The following is a 19,585-nucleotide window of genomic DNA, read 5'->3' on the forward strand; positions in this document are numbered from 1 at the left end:
TCCGCGGCGCACTGGACAACGTCTGACAGGGGAAGCGAGGTCGGCGCGGTGACTATGCGCGACGAGGCGCGAGGCTCGGGCGCCCGGGAATCCGGCGCGCGGGGGGAGTCGACGCCGCCGAATGCCGGACGTCTCGGCGTGCGCGAGCAGATCGCCGAACAGTTCGCCATATATCGCGCCGAGGGGGCCGATAGCGGGTCCTTCGACGAATGTGGTCGGCCGATGGGCGGCTACTACGACGAATTGGTCGATGCCAACGGCGGTGTGCGGCATATCTGGTCGGAGCTGTCCGCCGACTTCGTCGAGTTGGGCACGAGCGGACTCGGGCGGCTGGACAGCCGGGTGCGCAGACTGATCGATGACGATGGCATCTACTACACCGAAGTGGGCGCGGCGGGCGAACCGGCCCTGCCGACGGCCTGGCGCCTGGATCCCATTCCGCTGCTGGTGTCCGCGGACGACTGGACCCGGCTCGAGGCCGGGCTGGTGCAGCGCTCGCGGGTGCTCGACGAGGTGCTCACCGATATCTACGGCGCGCGCCGCACCATCACCACCGGCCTACTGCCGCCGGAATTGGTATTCGGCAACCGCGGATATGTGCGGGCTGCGCACGGCATCACGATTCCCGGACGGCATCAGCTGTTCCTGCACGCCTGCGATCTGAGCCGGTGGAGTGACGGACAGTTCCGGGTGATCGCGGACTGGGCACAGGCCCCGTCGGGCGCCGGCTACGCGCTGGCCGACCGTCGGGTGGTGTCGACGGCGATTCCGGAGGCCTTCGAGCGCTCCAATCCGCGGCCGTTGACACCGTTCGCCAGGGCCATGCGGTTGATGTTGATCGAATCCGCGCCGATGGCCGATGACGAGGATCCGGTCGTGGTGGTGCTGAGTCCAGGTGTGCACTCCGAAACCGCCTTCGATCAGGCCCATCTGGCCTCGACACTGGGTTTTCCGCTGGTGGAGAGCGCGGATCTGGTGGTGCGCGACGGCGCGCTGTGGATGCGCTCGCTCGGCACCCTGAAGCGGGTCGATGTGGTGCTGCGCCGGGTGGACGCCGAATTCTCCGATCCGCTGGATCTGCGGCCGGATTCGCGGCTTGGGGTGGTCGGCCTGGTGGAAGTGCTGCGGCGCGGTGCGGTGACCGTGGTCAATACCCTCGGCAGCGGGCTGCTGGAGAATCCGGCGCTGGCCGGATTCCTGCCCCGGATATCGCGGGCCCTGCTCGGCGAGGAGTTGGCGCTGGAGGGCGCGCCGGCCTACTGGGGCGGCCACGACAGCGAACGCTCGCATCTGATCGCCAATCTGGATCGGCTGATCATCCGTTCGGCGGTCGACGGGGCGACGCTGTTCGGGCCGGAACTGTCCAATGCCCAGCGCGCCGAACTCGCCACCCGGATCGAGGACAGCGGCTGGCAGTGGGTCGGGCAGGAGCCGGCGCAGTTCTCGGTCGCACCTGCCGTCCAGGGGTATGGCGGGCTGGCCTCGGCTCCGGTCGGTATGCGGCTGTTCTCGCTGGCCCGGCGCGGCGGCTATACCGCGATGGAGGGTGGTCTGGGGCAGTTGCGTCAGCGGTTGTTGCCCGAGCGAGTGGTCATCAAGGTTGGCGCCAAGGACATTTGGGTCCGCGCGGCCCCCGCCGCCGTCGCCGCCATCGGCACCGAACTCGCGCACGAGGAACGCGAACGCCGTGCCCCTGCACTCGAACCGGTCAGCTCGCCCCGCGTGCTCAATGACCTGTTCTGGATGGGCCGCTACAGCGAACGCGCCGAAGCCGTGGTGCGCCTGCTGATCGCGACCCACATCCGCTATCAGGACTACCGCTACCAGCCGTGGCTGGAAGGTGCCGACGCGCTGCCCGCGCTCATGGCCGCCCTGGCCCGCACCACCGGTACCTTGGCGCCACTGAGTGAGCTGCCCGGCGGTGTACACGGGCCCGCTGTGGTGGCGAAGCTCGAGCCGAGTTCTGCTGTGGGAGTATCGGGTTCGGATGCGGCGCAGTCACAGGCGGCGGGCGCGCCCGGTACGGAACCTACTTCGGGGTCCGAACGACATCCAGATGAACCGAGGCCCGACTCCCGCGCTGATGAATCCGAGCCAGCTGGGACGAATGATGTTGCCGCGGGGGCGGATACGGATCAGGCTGCTGCCGCTGAGCAGGTGGTGCCGGGGGCGGGCCGAGAGGGACACGACTATCTGGTGGAATTGACCGTCGATCGGTATATGTCCGGTTCGATGGCCTTTGCGATCGATCGGTACGGGTCGGCGGCGCGGGCCGTGCGGGATCAGTTGTCGGCCGATACCTGGATGATCCTGGGTTCGATGGAACGGGCGCTGTCCGAATATCGATTCACCGGCGACGATCAGGAGTCGGCACTGTCGGCGGTGCATTCGCTGTCACTGGCGGCGCTGCTGTCGCTGTCCGGAATCGGTGCCGAATCGCTGGTGCGCGATACCGGTTGGTATGTCATGGATATCGGTAAGCGCATCGAACGGGGGTTGTCGCTGACCGCATTGCTGGCCGCCGCGCTGACGAAGACCTATCCGGTGGCGGCCGAGCGCGTGGTCACCGAAGCGGTGCTGGAGGCCACCGAATCATCGGTGAGTTACCGTCGGCGGTACCGGGATTCGGTGCGGGTATCGGCCGTGGCCGGACTGCTGCTCTTCGACGCGAGCAACCCGCGTTCGCTTGCCTATCAACTCGATCAGCTGGAGGCCGACTTCCAGGCGCTGCCCGGCGCGTCGGGATCCGCACGCCCGCAACGGTTACTTGCCGACGCACAGCGCATGCTGAGCCGCGTCGACCCGGCCGATCTGGATAGCACCGACGCCGAGGGCAGGCGTACCGAGCTGGCCGAGCTGTTGGAGGGTGTGCACTTGCGGTTGCGCAAGGTCTCCGAATCGTTCGAGACGACGAGACTGGCTCTGCCGGTTGGTATCCAGCCGCTGTGGGGTAGTACGAGGGTCGTTGGATGATGGCGCCCAATGATGCGGTCCGGCGCTATCGGATCGAGCATCGCACTACTTACAAATATTCCGACGAGGTCAGCAGCTCCTACGGTCGCGCGTATCTGACGCCGCGGGAGTTTCCCGGGCAGCGCCTGTTCGCCCACGATATCCATATCGATCCGATGCCATCGGACCGGTCGATCGGCACCGACGTGTACGGCAACACCACCTCGTATTTCCATGTCACGGCGGAACATACGAAGCTGGTGGTCATCGGTGCCTCGACGGTCGAGGTGCAGGTACCGGACCGGAGCGCGATCAGCGCGACCGATAAACCGTGGGAGCAGGCGCGTCCGAACACCGCGAACGGCCCGTTGGTGGTCGAATTCACCCTCGACCTGCATCCGCCCGAAATCACCGCCGAGGTCACCGCATACGCCGCCGAATCCCTGACCCCCGGTCGGCCACTGCTGGCCGCGGTGACCGAACTCAATACCCGCATCTACCGGGACTTCACCTACAAGTCCGGCTCGACGACGGTATCCACCAAGGTCGCCGACGTCTTCGCGGCGCGTGCGGGCGTCTGCCAGGACTTCGCCAGAATCGGTGTCGCCTGCCTGCGCTCACACGGCCTCGCCGCGCGCTATGTATCCGGTTATCTGGCAACCGATCCGCCGCCCGGTAAGGAGCGCATGATCGGCGCGGATGCGACGCACGCCTGGTCGGCGGTGTGGATGCCCGGTGATACCGCGCACGACCGGACCGGTCACTGGATCGGCTTCGACCCGACCAATGACCAGCTCGCCGACGAGCGCTACGTAACCGTCGCCTGGGGCCGCGATTACGCCGATGTGCCGCCGCTGCGCGGCATCATCTATACCGACGCCAAAGAGAGCTCCATCACCGTATCCGTCGACGTCGCGCCGGTGGAGGTGTAGCGAAATGCGCGATTTCACCTGCCCGAACTGTGGACAGCAGTTGGCCTTCGAGAACTCCGTATGCCTGTCCTGTTTCAGCCCACTGGGTTTCAGTCTCGCCGACCGCGCGCTGGTGGTGATCGGCGATCCGCCCGGTGACGCGGCGGTGGACCGGTCGGCCGGGGTTGTCGATCGCGAGCGCTTCCGTCTCTGCGACAACCTGCACGCGGCGGAGTGCAATTGGCTGGTGCCGCTACCGGGCCGGTCGGGCGTCTCGGCCGGTGCGCTCGGGCCGCCGCCCGGGGCCGAATCCGGTGCGGCAGATAATGCCTGGCAGAGCACCGCCACACCGGCACCCGATGAGACTGGGGGGCCGCGACTTTGCGAGTCCTGCCGCCTGACCCGGACCCGGCCCAATGATCTCGATGCCGCGGGCATGCAGGCCTTCGCCGAAGCCGAGGCAGCCAAGCGACGATTGATCATGGAACTGGTCGAACTGGGTCTGCCGATCGTCGGTCGCGATAGGAATCCGCAGACCGGCCTGGCCTTCGATCTGCTCTCCAGCGCCACCGACCACGTCATCACCGGCCATGAGAACGGCGTGATCACGGTGGATCTGGCCGAGGCCAATGACCCCCATCGCGAACAGTTGCGCATCGAAATGGATGAGCCCTACCGCACCCTGCTCGGCCACTTCCGCCACGAGATCGGCCACTACTACTTCGACGTGCTGATCGCCGATGACGATGCCGGGCAACGCTTCCGGAACCTGTTCGGCGATCCGAACGCCGACTACCAAGCGGCCTTGGACCGCCACTACGCCGAGGGCGCGCCGGCGGGCTGGGAGATCAACTACGTCTCGTCCTACGCCAGCATGCACGCCGCCGAGGACTGGGCCGAAACCTTCGCCCACTACCTGCACATCCGCGACACCCTGGACACCGCGGCCGCTTTCGGGTTCGCTCCGGCGGGCGCCACGCTGGACCGGCCCCAGGTGGGCCGCGCCGGCTTCGACCGCATCATCGACCTCTGGCTCCCGCTGGCCTGGTCACTCAATATGGTGAATCGCTCCATGGGTCACGACGACCTCTACCCCTTCGTTCTGCCCGACCCGGTGCTGGAGAAAATGCGGCTGGTCCACGACCTCTGTGCCACCGCCGACCCCCGCTGACCGCGCGCACCGTGCGTGCGCGCGGTTCTACGCCGTGCTGCGCGCTACCTAGCCGACGCCATTGGTCGCGATCATATGTTCCGCAATGCCTTCCGGTGCCCACTGGTTTTGCGCCAGCGCCTCGTATACGCAGACGAGCAGCAGAATCCGGGCCCGCTGTCCGGCCGTCAATTCGGTATCCAAATAGGATTCCTGGGCTCGCAGGCCGGTGCCGGACGCCCGGCGCGGGCTCGGCTCCGATAGCAGCCAGAACAGCTCCGGCCCGATCAAAATGGAGCGTCCGCCGGTTTCGGTGAACCACCGGGACGAGTATTCGATCATCAGCTCGGTGAATGCTTCGCCGTTGTTGACCGATTCGGCGAACTGGTTCAATGCGCCCGATCGATCGATACCGCTCTGGATCACCGACGCGAGTCGGCCTGCGATCTCCCGGAATTGATCTATGCCCTGGTCTTGCCAAACGTTGAAAGCCATCGTTTCTCCATCGACGTGTCCGATTGTGGCTGAAGCAGTTCGAGCAGGGTGAGCACCTCAGGCGCGGCCTACCGCCCAGACGAGCGGTCCGCTCTCGCCTGTGCTAGCTGGGGTCGATCTTGGTCTGGCCGTTCGGCCCGGCGGTCGCGAACGTCGGAGTGATTCGCGGCGCCGCCGAGTGGACGGTCCCGGGCTGTGCGCTGGTCAGCATCTTCTTGGGAGCGACGAGCAGCGGGTCGGTAGTGGCCAGGATCACGGGAATCCGCGTCGGCACGATGCGCTCGGGCGGCGGTGTCGGGTCCGAATCGTCCTCCGTGTCCCAATCCTCCGCTTCCGCTGGGTCCCAATCCTCCTCCGCCACTTCGGCTTCATTCAGTAGCGGTGCTCGGTCGTGATCCTGTTGCGGTGCTCGGTCGAAATTCTCGTGCGGTGCCAGGTCGTAGTCCTCGTGCGGTGCCGGATCGTGATCCTCGTGCGTCGGGGCGGGATCCGCGGCGCGTGTGCGCTCGCGTCCGCGCCCGAACAGCATCAGGGTGAGATGCACCGCGAATAGCATCGTCAACGGCATGCCCGCATACAGCGACAAAGACACGGGGCTACCCCCGATTTCGCGCGCGTACTCAATATTTCCGGCAACCGAAACCAGGGTCCAGACAACGAACAGTCCCGTCGCGTACCACCATGCCGAACTTCCCCTCCGGAAGGTGGCGGTGGCGATGATCGAACCGATGACCAAGCCGTCGATGGCGATCGGCACATTCGCGGCGAGCGCCGGCGCCACCAGGTTTCGCACCGACAGGTCGTGCAATGCGGCAAACGACATTTCGAATGACGTCAGTGCGACGATGCCGGTGACGATCGCCGAGGCATGTAGCGGACGCGGCCGCCATGCCCGTAGTCGGGTAACCAGGAACAGCCGGTAGTCCTCCGGTGCCGAATGCTCCTCGAGCCGATCCGATCTCGCTGATGTGATCGTCGCCATAGCGGGAGCGTATCGTGCATTACTCGGTATTCCGCTGAAGCCCTAGGCGAAAAGCGCCTTGTGTTGCGCCCATAGCACGCCGCGCGACCACCCGGCCACGCAGGCTGTTCCGCTGCGCGCGGAGCGATCACCCACGGCCGGCCGCGCAGCGGTGATCAGGCGCGCAGGCGTTCGCGGCGCAGTTGGTCGACCTCGGGCAGGTGCAGTGGTGGGAGTTCGTCGACGCCGAGGACGCGGCGCAGCAGCAGATCGGCGAGTTCGGGATTGCGGGCCAGGGCTGGACCGTGCATGTAGGTGCCGATGGTGGAGCCCTGGACCACACCCTCCAGGCCGTCGCCGACACCGTTGCCCACGCCGCGGGTGACGTGCGCGAGACCGGTCGCGTCGCCGCCGAGTTTGGTTCCGCCACGGTGGTTTTCGAATCCGGTGAGGGCGGCGGTGAGGCCGGGGAGCAGCGGGGTGGTGGTCACCTCGCCGATCGCGCGCTTCGCCTGCGGCGAGGTGGTGACATCGATGAGGCCGACACCGTCGACACGCTCTCCGGAGGAGGTCTCGTACCAGTGGCCGAGCACCTGGATGGCGGCGCAGATGGCAAGTACCGGGGCGCCTTTCGCGGCGGCCCGCTGCAGACCGGGGTGGCGCAGCAGATGCCGGGTGGCCAGCCGCTGCGCCGAATCCTCTGCTCCGCCAAGGGTATAGATGTCCAGTGATTCGGGAACCGGGTCGGCGAGGGTGATTTCGACGATCTCAGCGTCATGGCCGCGCATGCGCAGCCGTTGGCGCAAGACCAGCGCATTGCCGCCATCGCCGTAGGTGCCCATCACATCGGGCAACACCAAGCCGATACGTACGGTCGATTCGCTGCGCGATGCGCTCATACTTGCTCCTCCAGATCGCGGTTGAGATCCCGGAACGCGGTGTAGTTCGCCAGCACCTCGACCCGTCCCGCCGGACAGGATGCAATGGCGCGCAACGGATCCGACACCGTGGTGTGCTCGACCCCGGCATAGGTGAGGCGCACCGCGAGGTCGGTGGCCCGCTCACCGGCGGCCACCACTTGCACGCCCTCGAAATGCTCGAACCGCACATCCCACAGCCAGGACAGATCCTCGCCATCGGGCACCTGCCCGTTGACCGCGATCACCAGACCGGCCGAATCGGGCTCGATCATCGACAGCGCCTCCTGCCAGCCCGCCGGATTCTTCGCCAGCAGCAGCCGGGCGGCATGCTCGCCGACCTGCACGGTCCGGTAGCGGCCCGCGATCTCGCGCACCGTACCCGCCGCGGTCGCCGCCGCCGCCGGATCCGCACCGAGTGCGACCGCCGCGGCGACCGCCTGTGCGGCATTGCCCTTATTGGCCCGTCCGGGCAGCGCCAACTTCAGCGGCAGCCGGATACCGTTGGGCCCGACCAGCTCATCGCCATCGAGCCACCAATTCGGCTCGGGCCGCTCGAAATCCGTGCCGGTGCTGCGCCAGTGCGCGCCCTCCCACACGATCGGCTCACCGCTGCGCGGACAGCTCGTCGCATCCATCGACCAGCCGCTGCCGGCCGCCACCCAAACGACATTCGGATGGTCGTAGGCAATGGAGGTGACCAGCACATCGTCACAGTTGGCGATCACCACGGTCTGCGGATGCCGTGCCAGCCCCGCGCGCAGCCTGCGTTCGATCATATTGATCTCGCCGACCCGGTCCAGCTGGTCGCGGCTGAGGTTCAGCAGGACCACCACCGACGGGTTCAGTGAATCGGTGACATGCGGCAGATGCAGCTCGTCCACCTCGATCGCGGCCAGCGGTGTGCCGCGGTGTGCGCTCAGTGCGGCCACGATGCCCGCGTCCATATTCGCGCCGTCGGCCTGGGTGGCGACCTTGCCGAGTGTGCTCAGTGCGGCGGTGGTCATCCTGGTGGTGGTCGACTTGCCATTGGTGCCGGTCACCAGCACGGTGCGCCGCCCGCGGCCGAGCTGATCCATGATCGTCTTATCGATCTGCAGCGCGATGAGCCCGCCGATCATCGATCCCTTGCCGCGTCCCGCCTTCTGCGAGGCCCACGACGCCGCCGCCGCTGCCCGCAGGGCGAGCCGCCCGCGCACCGTTATGTCTGCCACGCCGCGAGTCTATGTGTTCTGCTCGCCGACGCATTCGCTGCGGGCCGCTCGCTGGCCGGCAGTGACGGCGCTCACTCCTGGTACAGCTTGGCGTTGTAATTCTCCGGCGAGTAGTGGCGCTCCAGTTCCTCCACCGACTCCGTCACATTGGTCTGGACCTCCTTGACCAGGCAGGCCGGACTGGGCAGGTTGTCCTCCGGCCACAGCTCCGGTTCCCACAGGTGACTGCGGATGAACGCCTTGGCGCAGTGGAAGAAGATCTGCTCGATATCGACCTCGATGGCCAGGATCGGGCGGTGTCCCCGCACCACCATGTCATCGAAATACGGAGCGTCGCGGACCAGCCGGGCCCGGCCGTTGATGCGCAGCGTCTCGCGGCGGCCCGGAATCATGAACAGCAGCCCGACATGCGGATTGCTGAGGATATTCAGATAGCCGTCGGCCCTGCGGTTGCCTGGTCGTTCCGGGATGGCGATGGTGGTGTCGTCGAGCACCTTCACGAATCCGGGCGGATCGCCCTTCGGCGAGGTATCGCAGTTGCCCGCGGCATCACTGGTGCTCAGGGCGATGAACGGGGTGGCGGCGATCCAGTCGCGGTCGCGCGGATGGAGTGCGATGCGCTCCTTGGTCGCGGCTCGCGGCATCACCTCCCCGAGCAGCTGCCGCAGGTCGGCCGGGTCGGTGATCGTAGTGGTGCCCATGATTTCGCCCATAGTTTGATCAAAGCACCGCCACGTTGTCGTGGGCGATCGAATTGTGTTCCCGCGAAGGGAGATCGATCACATTCGCACATCGAACAGATTCGGCTGGCCCGCGGCGTAGCGTTCGGCATCGATGCGGCGCAGTGGTTCCAACTCGGGGACCCGGTAGAGGGTGAACTTGCGGCAGCGCTCGGCATTCGAGCCGGATACCTCGAGAATGGCGTTGACCACGTCGCGCGCGGATTCGTTGGCGCCCTCCATGGTCGCGAGGTCGACATTGGTGCGCACGTAATCGCCTGCCAGGAAAAGATTTTCGAGCGCGCCGTGCGGCTCCGGTCGACAATCCCAGGAACCGGCGGTATTGATCAGCAGCGGGTCGGCATTGGCATTGCGCCGCTGCGATTCCTGCCAGCTGATGCCCGTATCGAGGAACCACGAATGCAGATCGCTATCGCGCAGCAGCTCACCGCGATCATTGAGATGGGCGGTGAGCTGGGCCCATACCTCGCGGGCGATCTCCTCGTGTGTGCACTCCTTGGCGGGTTTGCCGTAGAGCATTCCGGGGGTGTTCCAGTCGGAGATATCGACCGAAAGACAGTCCTGCACGGTGCCGTCGCCGAATTCGGTGAGTTTGCGCGTCCAGAGCTGATTCTGGGTGATCGAGGTGAGCGACCACGGCGCATCGATATAGGCGGTGTGACCGCGCGAAATATCCATCGGCCTGCGCAGATAGAACTGGATGCCGTTCATCCAATCGACGAACAGCCGATCCATCGCGGCCAGTTCCGGACGCACCGCGAGCACGTCGGGCGACCACAGTGCGCGGGCCTGTTCGGCGGGCAGCGCCACCACGAAATAGTCGGCGTCGACATCGCGCGTGGTACCGGTCTCGTCGACGACGCGGGCCGAGGCGATGCGCCGATCGCGCAGGTCGAGCCCGCGCACCTCGGTGCCCAGCGCGAATTGCACACCGAGTTCGCGCAACCGCTGCACCCACGGATCGATCCAGACCGAATTGGTCGGGCCGTTCAATACCCGGTCCAGTGCGCCGTCGTTGCCGACCTCGAAGGGGTTGCCCAGGAACTGTTCGCCCATAGTGCCGATGGTCCGGACGCTGGCGACATCCTCCTTCGCGGCCACCATGATGCTGGTCAACGTGCGCGAGAGCAGTGCGCGGAATTCGTGGGAGCGCTCGTGCCCGCCGACAAAATCACGCCACGAGGTGTATTCCCACTGACCGTAGCGGCGGGCGTCGCAACTGGAGTTGAAGACCAATAGTCGATCGGCGAAGTAGGCACCCTCATCGGCGGGCATTTTCAGTGCAGTGGAAATCATCGCGCCCACGGTTTCGCGGAACGACTCCGGAGTGAAACTCGTGCGGGCCTTCGGGCCGAGCGGTAGTCGGAAATCGTCGCCGTCGCGTCGCGCGAAACGTGCCTCGGGCACGCCGATCAGATTGTTCCAGACGCCATTCGGATTGCCCGCGAACGGAATTCGCCGCATCGTATCCGGAATGTGTTGGTAGAAGCCGGGAAAGAAGCGGAAGCCGTGCTCACCGGGCAGGTCCGGACGTCCCCCCGATCCGGTGCCCGGCACCGGAATGCTGCGCGCCTTGCCGCCGAGCGCGCGTCTCTCGTACACAGTGACCTGGAATCCACGCTCGGCCAATTCGTGCGCCGCGGTCAAACCCGCAACCCCGCCGCCGAATACCGCGACCCGCCTGCCACCGGGACTCCCCGCGGCAGGCGCCGGTCTCAGCGCACCGGCCGACAGTGTTCCCGCCGTCGCTACCCCCATCGCGACCGTCCCGCGAAGCATTGCTCGCCGCGAAACGGCCCACCGTTGATCTGCCATGCGCTTCTTTGTGCCTAGCCTCGGGACCTGACCTCTACCGCCGCAAACACTGTAAAGCGGCAACTGGCGGGCACCCCGACCCGCCCCTGACGCCGCCACCCGAACCCCGATCGGTCTCGACAGGTTCGCGATTACAGCGGGGCAGACATTACCGGGCAGTGCGAGCGACCCGAGTTACTTCCTGGAACCGAGGTTGTACGCAACCTTCGCAGGTCGGGGCGTTGCAGTGGGCGGTGCTTTCGGGCTTCGGCGAAAGCGCCAGGTAGCTCGCTTGCGGTGGGCGTGTGTTGCCTATCGCAGGCTGTGTCGAGTGCTGTTCGGCGGCGAGATCGCCGCGAGTTGGCACTTGCGTGGCGCTCGGCGAGGTGCTGCTCGCTCGAGGCTGCGTCGGCAAACCGAAACGGACCCGGGCCGGGTCCGTTGTCGCTGGTGGGTCAGGCCTCGACCAATCGGGGTTGCCCGCCGTGGGGCCGATCCGATGCCGGAACGGTTGGAACCGATTCCGCTGTCGCGGGCGCATCGCGGCGCCCGGCTTTCGTTGCCGCGAACGCACCTGTGATCACGATTGCTCCACCGAGCAGCGATGGCGGCGTCGGGTCCTCACCGAATGCGGCCCAGGCGGCGAGGATGCCGACCACCGGGACGAGCAGGGACATCGGCGCAACAGTGCTGGCCGGGTAGCGGCTCATCAGGTAGGTCCACAGACCGGAGCCTGTGATGGTGCCGAGCGCGACGATATAGGCGAGCCCGAGCAGTGCGTGCCAGCCGCTGGGGGAGGTGGCGTCGGTGAGTGCGCGCAGACCGGTGGTAGGTCCCTCGGTGAGTGCGGAGAGTGCGAAGAGCGGGATCGGCGGCACAACCGTCATCCACAGCGTGAGGTGCAGCGGGTTGACGCCACCTGACGTGGTGGCCAGCCGGGACCCGATATTGCCGAAGGCCCAACCGAGCCCGCCCGCCAGTGTCAGCACCACGGGCAGCAGTGCGGCATGCTGCGCCCGATCGACCCCGATCACCACGATGCCCGCGACCGCGACCGCAAGGCCGAACAGTTGCGTCCCCCGCAACCGCTCCCGCAGCAACAGCGCACCGAGCACAACCGTGAACGGCGCCGAGGACTGCAGCACCAGCGAGGACAACCCGGTCGGCATCCCCGCCCGCATCGCCGTGAACAGGAACGCGAACTGCAGAATCCCGAATCCGATGCCGTACAGCAGAAACCACCGCATCGGTACTTCCGGACGCGGAACGAACACCACCACCGGCACCGCGATCACCACAAACCGCAGCGCAGCGAAAAAGAACGGCGGAAAGTGGTCCAGCCCCACCCGAATAGCAATGAAGTTCAGCCCCCAGAGCACCACAACAGCGAGCCCGAGCAGTCGATCACGATTCGTCACGTTCTTTATCGTGAGTAATAAAACAAATAAGAACAATCGAATAAATATGCACTATCAATGTAGCATCACTTAATGATCTCGAATCCCGATCCCCGTCGATCCCTCAGTGTTGGGCCGCCGATGGCTGTTGAGCGGCTGCGGGTGCTGCGTGAATTCGCGGATCGCGGGACGATTGCGGCTGTCGCGGAGGCGCTTTCGATGACGCCGTCTGCGGTGTCGCAGCAGCTCAAGGTTCTCGGCAAGGAGGCGGGCGTCGCCTTGCTCGAGCCCGATGGTCGGCGGGTGCGCCTCACCGATGCGGGGCACGCCCTCGTCGTGCGCGCCGACGAGGTGCTCGCCGCGATGGACCGCGCCGTGGCCGAGATGGCCCACCATCGCGGCTCTGCCCGCGGTCGCGTCCGCGTCGCGTTGTTTCCATCCGGCGCCGCACTATTGCTGCCGCGGGTGCTGCCCGCTCTCGCCGACAGTGGCGTCGAGGTCATCGCCCGCGACGAGGATGTTCCGCCGAGCGAAGTGCCGCGCCTGCTCGCCGACTACGACATCGTCCTCACCCACCGCGACGAGCGCTCGCCCGGTATCGCGGGCCCGCGTGTCAGTACCACCGTCATCATGCGCGAACCCACCGATGTCGTTGTCGCCCTGACACATCCGCTCGCTGGCCGCACCGAGGTGACGCCCGCCGAACTCGCAGAGGAAACCTGGCTCAGCGTCCGCGGCGGCTTTCCGGTCGACGATGTCCTGCGCTCCATTGCCACCATGACCGGCGTCCAACCCCGTATCGCCCAGCGCCTCAACGACTTCCGCGTAATCGAAACCCTGGTTGCCGCCAACTACGGCGTGGCCCTCATGCCCCGCTGGGCCGTAGCCCACCCCAACCTCGCGGTCCTACGCCTCTCCGGCGTCCGCGCCGCCCGCCTCTACGAACTGGCCACCCGCCCCCACGCCCCCACCCGCCCCGCCATAGCCACCGTCCTAACCGCCTTCCACACCGCCGCCCACCAAGTAACAGCCGAATAACCACCGGCCAACCCAAATGTTCTGCGCCAGTGCCGGAGGAGCGGGGTGGCCGGTTTTGGGGGTTAGTGGTGGCGGGGTGGGCCTGGGCGGTATTGCTGGGAGCCGAGGTAGCTGAAGTCGTCGGCAACCATGGCGGCTAGTTCGAGGAGGGCTCGGCGGGTTGGTTTGCTGACCAGTTCGAGGTCGATTTCGGCGCCCTCGGCGAGGTGGTCGTCAAAGGGGACCACCTGGACTGCTCGGGTACGGTCCAGGAAGAGTTTGCGTAGTTGGTCCAGGTCGACGGTGGAGGCGCCGCGGCGAGAGGCGTTGACCACCACCACGGTTCGTTCGACCAACTTGCCGTAGCCGTGGTGGTCGAGCCAGTCCAGCGTGGCGGAGGCGCTCCGGGCACCGTCGATGGCGGGGGAGGTCACGAGCACCAGCGAGCTGGCCATATCCAGTACACCGGCCATTGCCGAGTGCATCAGGCCGGTGCCGCAGTCGGTGAGGATGATGTTGTAGAACGACTGCAGGATGCCGATGGCCTGGCGGTAGTCGGCCTCGCTGAAGGCCTCGGAAACCGCTGGATCCTGTTCACTGGCAAGCACTTCCAGTCGGCTCGGCGCCTGGGAGGTATGCGCCCGGACATCGGAGTACCTGGTGATGTGGCTGTCCTCGAGCAGATTGCGCACGGTGGAGCGGGTCTGCCGCGGCACCCGGTGCGCGAGCGTGCCGAGGTCGGGATTGGCGTCGATAGCGATGACCCGGTCGCCGCGCGCCGAGGAGAACGTCGATCCGAGCCCGACCGTGGTCGTGGTCTTGCCGACGCCACCCTTGAGCGAGAGGATCGCGATCCGATAGTCGCCGCGCACCGGCTGATTCACCCGGTCGACGAGATCGCGGTAGACGACATCCGCCGCGGACTCACCCGGATTGATCATGCCGCCGGAGGCCTTGTGCATGGCCCGGCGCCAGCCACTGCGCGGTGCCTTGCGGGCCCGCTTGAGCAGATTCAGATCATTGACCGAATGCCCTGGCTGCCCAGGTTGCGGCACATGTTGCGGCTGGAACGGCTGCTGCGGCTGATACGGATTCGGCTGCCCGCCTTGCCATCCGGGCGGTGGCCCCTGCTCGGCGTACGGCATCTGACCGGTATTCGGCCCCTGATCCACATAGCCCGGCGGACCCTGTTCCGCATAGGGCAGCTGCCCGGCGTGCGGCTGACCCATCGGCGGCTGACCCATGGGCGGTTGCCCCATGGGCGGTTGCCCCATGGGCGGTTGCCCCATCGGCGGCTGCTGATACATCGGCGGCTGCTGCACCGGCGGTGGCGGGGCCCAGCTGTAGATCGGCCCACTCTGCGGTTCGCCGTGACCATCCTGCGAGACCCGCCGGACCAGCCCATCGGGCCCGATCTCCTGCCGGAAATCACCATATGACGGCTCGGGCTGCACCGGGTGGCTACCACTCTGCCCAGGACCCGGCTGCGCGAATTGGCTGGTGCTGTAAGGCCCGTACGGCTCCGGCGCACTGGGCGGCGCGAAGCCGTCGGGCGGTCCGTACTGCTGTGGCATCCCGGCCTGCGGGTAGGTCGTGGTCTGATCCATCGGCCCCACGGGGTATCCGGCGAACTGCCCGGGCTCCGACTGCGCGGGCTCGTCGGGCTGCTCGGATTCGTGCTGGTCGGTGGCCTCGGCGGTCTCGTGCCCGTCGCCTGCGTGCTCGGGTGCCGCGTCGGCGGTTGCGGATTCGGCCGCCTCGTCCTGCGCCGCGTGCTGACCCGAGGAGTCGGTGGTGACCTCGGCCGTATCCACCGAGTGACTCTGCAGCCAGGGCGGAGAAGTCGGGTTGTGGTCGTTAGCTGTCACTGTTCCCCCATCTGCTCGGAATTCGAGCAGAGAGCTCGGCGCTTGAATGCGAATCAACGCTAGCACGGGGTTCATGCCCCCGCGCCGTGGTGTATACAGCAGACGCGCCGGGTGGCACGCCGCCACTAACCACTGCTAGCAGGTGGCTCGAAAACACTGATCCAACAGCGAGTTCGAGACTCGGACACCCGAATCGGCAACAGATCGTCACCAATGGGCATCCTGTTCTCACCGTACTCCCCGGTCTCAGCCGAAGTGCCGGATCGCTCGGACCCGGCCCGAACGACCTCGGCCCCAACGAAGCCCGGATCCATGAACTCGGCTCGAGCGACCTCGGCCCCAACGAAGCCCGGATCCATGAACTCGGCTCGAGCGAACTCGGTGGTACGAACCTGGATTGAGCGAACTCGGTCCGAACGAACCACCCAACGAGCTCCGTCTGAACGAGTTCGGCCAGGACGAATGTGGGCCAAGCCAACCCAGCCTGAACGAGCTCGGTCCCAAGGAACTCGGTTCGACGAACCCCGTTCGAGCGAACCCGGCCGATCGAGCCGCCCTATGAGCTCGGTCCAAACCAGTTCGGCCCGTGGCGGATCCGGGCAAAGCCAACCCGGTCCGAACGACCTCGGTCCTAACGAACCCCGTTCGAACGAACCCGGTCCAAAGAACCACCCGACGAGCCCGGTCGGTGCGGGCTCGAACGACCTCGCTGGCCAAGGGTTTCCAGTACCACCGGAGAAAAGCGAGCTCGGACCCCGTCTGGCCGTGAGGAAGGCAGGGCCGATCGCAAAGCAGCCGTTCAACGGGAACGGCCGCAGAGGCTCCAGGACAGGAGTGAAGGCATCCGGAGGCTCCAGTCCTGGCCCGAATCACACCGGTCAGCTGACGGTCACCGAGGGCACCGACTCGATCGTCGGACTTGCGATGATCGACGCGGATGGTCCGACCGGGATCTTCGTCGACCGCTTCGGACCTGTGGCGTGGTGACCACCTCGCAACCACGAGGCTGTCCACGCCAGAACCGGTCCATGAGGGGAAGTCGGCCCGAGCCCTACAAAATGCGGCTCGGGCCGAGTTCGGGAAGTGGTTCCGCGCCGCTGATATAGCAGCGCTTCAGCGCGGCTGAACGCCTCAGTGCGCCCGGTTGACCGCCGAAACAACAGCCCGCAGCGACGCGGTCGTAATGGACGTGGCGATACCCACACCCCAAACCACCTTGTCGCCGACCGCGCACTCCACATACGCCGCGGCCTGCGCGTCGTCACCGGCCGACATCGCGTGCTCGGAGTAATCCAGCACCCGCACATCGAAGCCGACCGCCGCGATCGCGTCGACGAAGGCGGCGAGCGGGCCATTGCCCGCGCCGGTGATCTCCTGCTCCACGCCGTCGACCTTCACCACCGCGGCGATCGAGTCGACGCCGCCGTCGGTTTCCGAGGCGGTGACCTTCTGGCGCATCCGCTCCAGTGGGCGGATCGGGCTCAGGTACTCCTCGGCGAAGACGTCCCACATCTCCTTGGCCGAGACCTCGCCGCCCTCACCATCGGTGATCTTCTGGATCGCCTGGGAGAACTCGATCTGCAGCCGCCGCGGCAGCACCAGCCCGTGGTCGGTCTTCATGATGTAGGCGACGCCGCCCTTGCCGGACTGCGAGTTGACCCGGATGACGGCCTCGTAGGTGCGTCCGACATCCTTCGGGTCGATCGGCAGGTAGGGCACCTCCCAGACGATGTCGTCGACATCCGAATCGGCCGCGTCGGCCGCCACCTTCATCGCGTCCAGACCCTTGTTGATCGCGTCCTGGTGCGATCCGGAGAACGCGGTGTAGACCAGATCGCCGCCGTACGGGTGGCGCTCGTGCACCGGCAGCTGGTTGCAGTATTCGACGGTGCGGCGGATCTCGTCGATATCGGAGAAGTTGATCTGCGGATCGACGCCGCGGGAGAACATATTCATCCCCAGCGTCACCAGGCACACATTGCCGGTGCGCTCACCGTTGCCGAACAGACAGCCCTCGATGCGATCGGCTCCGGCCTGGTAGCCCAGTTCGGCGGCGGCCACCGCGGTGCCGCGGTCATTGTGCGGGTGCAGCGACAGCACAATCGAATCGCGGCGGGCCAGATTGCGGCTCATCCACTCGATCGAATCGGCGTACACATTCGGGGTCGCCATCTCGACGGTCGCGGGCAGGTTGATGATCATCGGCTTATCCGGGGTCGGCGCGATGATCTCGGTGACCGCGTCGCAGACCTCCTTGGCGTAGGCCAGCTCGGTGCCGGTGTAGGACTCCGGGCTGTACTCGTAGCGCCAGTTGGTGTCCGGGTAGTTCTTTTCGATCTCCAGGCACAGCTTCGCGGCATCGGTCGCGATCTTCTTCACCGCTTCCTGGTCCGCGCGGAACACCACACGCCGCTGCAGCACCGAGGTCGAGTTGTAGAAGTGGACGATCACATTGGCCGCACCGGCGCACGCCTCGAAGGTGCGCTCGATCAGCTCGGCGCGACACTGGGTCAGCACCTGGATGGTGACGTCCGCGGGAATGGCCCCGTCCTCGATGATCTCGCGGACGAAGTCGAAATCGGTCTGGCTGGCCGACGGGAAGCCGACCTCGATCTCCTTGTAGCCCATCCGCACCAGCAGGTCGAACATGCGGCGCTTGCGAGCGGGGCTCATCGGATCGATCAGCGCCTGGTTGCCATCGCGCAGGTCGACGGCGCACCAGCCGGGGGCGCGATCGATGATCTTGTCCGGCCAGGTGCGGTCGGGCAGCGTGATCGGCTCGACTTCCTCGGCGAAGGGCCGGTACCGGAAGGTCGGCATGGACGAGTTCTGCTGCCGGTTCCAGGCGGGCTGGTCGGCGGGCGCGGGCTTGGACGGGGGTGTGATGGTGCGCGTGCCGGATACGAAAGCGTCAGCGGGGGACATGCGATTTCTCCAGGGTGTGGTGGATCCCAGTTATGGGGTCGACCGGCGCCGCAGAACCCCGCGACGGGAAGCCGGTCCGATCAGACCCCGTCGCGGCGGCCGAGAAGAAGTGCCCGCTGCATGATGTCGGCGAGTTTACAGTGCGGCAATGCGTCGATGAAAGACCGGTCCCCATCGTCCGGTCATCCGACGTAACGATTAGCGTTCCGACCGGCTGGTGAACGCCGGTACGGATCCCTGTGAGGTCAACCACAGGCTCCGACGGGACGTAAGAGGTAGTTCAGATGACTTGGTTGGAACAACTGGCCGTTTTCGGCGCGGGTATCGCGGCGGGCGGCATCAACACCATCGTGGGATCGGGCACCCTCATCACCTTCCCGGTGCTGCTCGCCTTCGGGATCGCGCCGGTCACGGCGAATGTCTCGAACACCATCGGGCTGGTCCCCGGCGGAATCAGCGGCGCGCACGGCTACCGGCGCGAACTCACCGGACAGCGCGCCAGGCTGGTCCGGCTCGGCACCGCGTCCCTGCTCGGCGGCATCACCGGTGCGATCCTGCTGCTCACGCTTCCGGCGTCGGCCTTCAAGGCCATTGTCCCGGTGCTGATCATCGCGGCGCTGATCCTGGTCATGGTCCAGCCGCGGCTGGCGCGCTGGGTGAAACAGCGCCGCGAGGCCGATACCGGTCCGCAACCCGAACACGGTGGCCTGATCCTGTTCCTCGCGATCTTCGCGTGCGGCATCTACGGCGGCTATTTCGGCGCGGCGCAGGGTGTGCTGCTGATCGGCCTGCTCGGGGTGTTCGTGCACGAGGACATCCAGCGGCTGAACGGCGTCAAGAATGTGCTCGGACTATTGGTCAACGCGGTCTCCGCGGTGATCTTCACGCTGATCGCCGATGTCGACTGGCGGGTGGCGGCGCTGATCGCCGTCGGCTCGATCATCGGCGGGCAGTTGGGCGCGAAGTTGGGCAGGCGGATGCCGCCCAATGTCCTGCGCGGGGTCATCGTGGTGGTGGGCAGCATTGCCGTCGTCCGATTGCTGATGACCTAGCACCGAGCGGCGCGGTGGTCGGTCCGAGGGCTGAGCGGCAATAGTCCTGTCGGCCGGGCGAGTTCGACCTGAGGTGGAGGAAGTACGTGGCACTCGAGATGCGCAGCTCCTAGTGCGGACGCACTTGCGGCGGAGCGGGATTGGTCCCAAAGGAGGACGACGTGGACCGGGTCCGCAACGCAGGATGATCGG

At 66.5% G+C, this 19,585-nt stretch carries 15 protein-coding genes; 6 read left to right on the top strand and 9 right to left on the bottom strand.

Annotated elements, in window-relative coordinates:
• The first annotated feature begins 54 nt into the window (after positions 1-54).
• From ABZW16_RS10955 to ABZW16_RS10965, 3 genes are read left to right on the top strand one after another with little or no spacing between them, the layout of a single operon-like run.
• Positions 55-2,973 carry a circularly permuted type 2 ATP-grasp protein gene (locus ABZW16_RS10955; RefSeq protein WP_354954634.1) on the top strand — a complete coding sequence of 973 codons (2,919 nt, stop codon included), beginning with the start codon at positions 55-57 and terminating at the stop codon, positions 2,971-2,973.
• Positions 2,970-3,884 carry a transglutaminase family protein gene (locus tag ABZW16_RS10960; protein WP_354954561.1) on the top strand — a complete coding sequence of 305 codons (915 nt, stop codon included), beginning with the start codon at positions 2,970-2,972 and terminating at the stop codon, positions 3,882-3,884. Before ABZW16_RS10955 ends, ABZW16_RS10960 begins: the two co-directional genes overlap by 4 nt.
• A 4-nt stretch (positions 3,885-3,888) precedes the next feature.
• The gene (locus ABZW16_RS10965) at positions 3,889-5,034 is read left to right on the top strand and encodes a putative zinc-binding metallopeptidase (protein WP_354954563.1); all 1,146 of its coding nucleotides are present in this window, start codon (positions 3,889-3,891) and stop codon (positions 5,032-5,034) included.
• 48 nt (positions 5,035-5,082) lie between these two features.
• On the opposite strand, the gene ABZW16_RS10970 is transcribed toward ABZW16_RS10965, so the two are convergent.
• The 7 genes from ABZW16_RS10970 to ABZW16_RS11000 all read right to left on the bottom strand — a co-directional run bounded on the left by ABZW16_RS10970 (position 5,083) and on the right by ABZW16_RS11000 (position 12,552).
• Positions 5,083-5,508 (bottom strand): hypothetical protein, encoded by a 426-nt coding sequence (locus ABZW16_RS10970; protein WP_354954565.1) that lies wholly within the window; start codon positions 5,506-5,508, stop codon positions 5,083-5,085.
• Between the two features lie 103 nt (positions 5,509-5,611).
• The gene (locus ABZW16_RS10975) at positions 5,612-6,490 is read right to left on the bottom strand and encodes a DUF2637 domain-containing protein (RefSeq protein WP_354954567.1); all 879 of its coding nucleotides are present in this window, start codon (positions 6,488-6,490) and stop codon (positions 5,612-5,614) included.
• 155 nt (positions 6,491-6,645) lie between these two features.
• Entirely contained in the window at positions 6,646-7,368 is a 723-nt protein-coding gene (locus ABZW16_RS10980) for a glutamine amidotransferase (RefSeq protein WP_354954569.1), read from the bottom strand.
• Positions 7,365-8,600 (bottom strand): MurT ligase domain-containing protein, encoded by a 1,236-nt coding sequence (locus tag ABZW16_RS10985; RefSeq protein ID WP_354954571.1) that lies wholly within the window; start codon positions 8,598-8,600, stop codon positions 7,365-7,367. The genes ABZW16_RS10980 and ABZW16_RS10985 overlap by 4 nt, the downstream gene beginning before the upstream one ends.
• Before the next feature lie 71 nt (positions 8,601-8,671).
• Complete coding sequence (locus ABZW16_RS10990; RefSeq protein ID WP_354954573.1) at positions 8,672-9,301, bottom strand: pyridoxamine 5'-phosphate oxidase family protein; 630 nt, start codon at positions 9,299-9,301, stop codon at positions 8,672-8,674.
• 78 nt (positions 9,302-9,379) lie between these two features.
• A complete protein-coding gene (locus ABZW16_RS10995) occupies positions 9,380-11,098 on the bottom strand; it encodes an FAD-dependent oxidoreductase (RefSeq protein WP_354954575.1) in 1,719 nt (572 codons plus the stop codon).
• Between the two features lie 491 nt (positions 11,099-11,589).
• Positions 11,590-12,552: an EamA family transporter gene (locus tag ABZW16_RS11000; RefSeq protein ID WP_354954577.1), complete on the bottom strand. Its 963-nt coding sequence runs from the start codon at positions 12,550-12,552 to the stop codon at positions 11,590-11,592.
• A 120-nt stretch (positions 12,553-12,672) separates the two neighbouring features.
• Between ABZW16_RS11000 and ABZW16_RS11005 the strand changes: the two genes are divergently transcribed.
• The gene (locus ABZW16_RS11005) at positions 12,673-13,569 is read left to right on the top strand and encodes a LysR family transcriptional regulator (RefSeq protein WP_354954579.1); all 897 of its coding nucleotides are present in this window, start codon (positions 12,673-12,675) and stop codon (positions 13,567-13,569) included.
• 62 nt (positions 13,570-13,631) lie between these two features.
• Here ABZW16_RS11005 and ABZW16_RS11010 read toward each other — a convergent pair whose 3' ends face one another.
• Positions 13,632-15,122 (bottom strand): AAA family ATPase, encoded by a 1,491-nt coding sequence (locus ABZW16_RS11010; protein ID WP_354954636.1) that lies wholly within the window; start codon positions 15,120-15,122, stop codon positions 13,632-13,634.
• A gap of 1,128 nt (positions 15,123-16,250) precedes the next feature.
• Between ABZW16_RS11010 and ABZW16_RS11015 the strand changes: the two genes are divergently transcribed.
• Complete coding sequence (locus ABZW16_RS11015) at positions 16,251-16,403, top strand: hypothetical protein (protein ID WP_354954581.1); 153 nt, start codon at positions 16,251-16,253, stop codon at positions 16,401-16,403.
• A gap of 144 nt (positions 16,404-16,547) precedes the next feature.
• Here the strand turns inward: ABZW16_RS11015 and leuA are convergent, their stop codons facing one another.
• Positions 16,548-18,341 (bottom strand): 2-isopropylmalate synthase, encoded by a 1,794-nt coding sequence (leuA, locus tag ABZW16_RS11020; RefSeq protein WP_354954583.1) that lies wholly within the window; start codon positions 18,339-18,341, stop codon positions 16,548-16,550.
• A 284-nt stretch (positions 18,342-18,625) separates the two neighbouring features.
• Here leuA and ABZW16_RS11025 point away from each other — a divergent pair, with 284 nt between their 5' ends.
• Positions 18,626-19,393 carry a sulfite exporter TauE/SafE family protein gene (locus ABZW16_RS11025; RefSeq protein ID WP_354954585.1) on the top strand — a complete coding sequence of 256 codons (768 nt, stop codon included), beginning with the start codon at positions 18,626-18,628 and terminating at the stop codon, positions 19,391-19,393.
• The last annotated feature ends 192 nt before the right edge of the window (positions 19,394-19,585 follow it).

The sequence above is a fragment of the Nocardia sp. NPDC004604 genome (assembly GCF_040609795.1).
Classification (GTDB): Bacteria; Actinomycetota; Actinomycetes; order Mycobacteriales; family Mycobacteriaceae; genus Nocardia.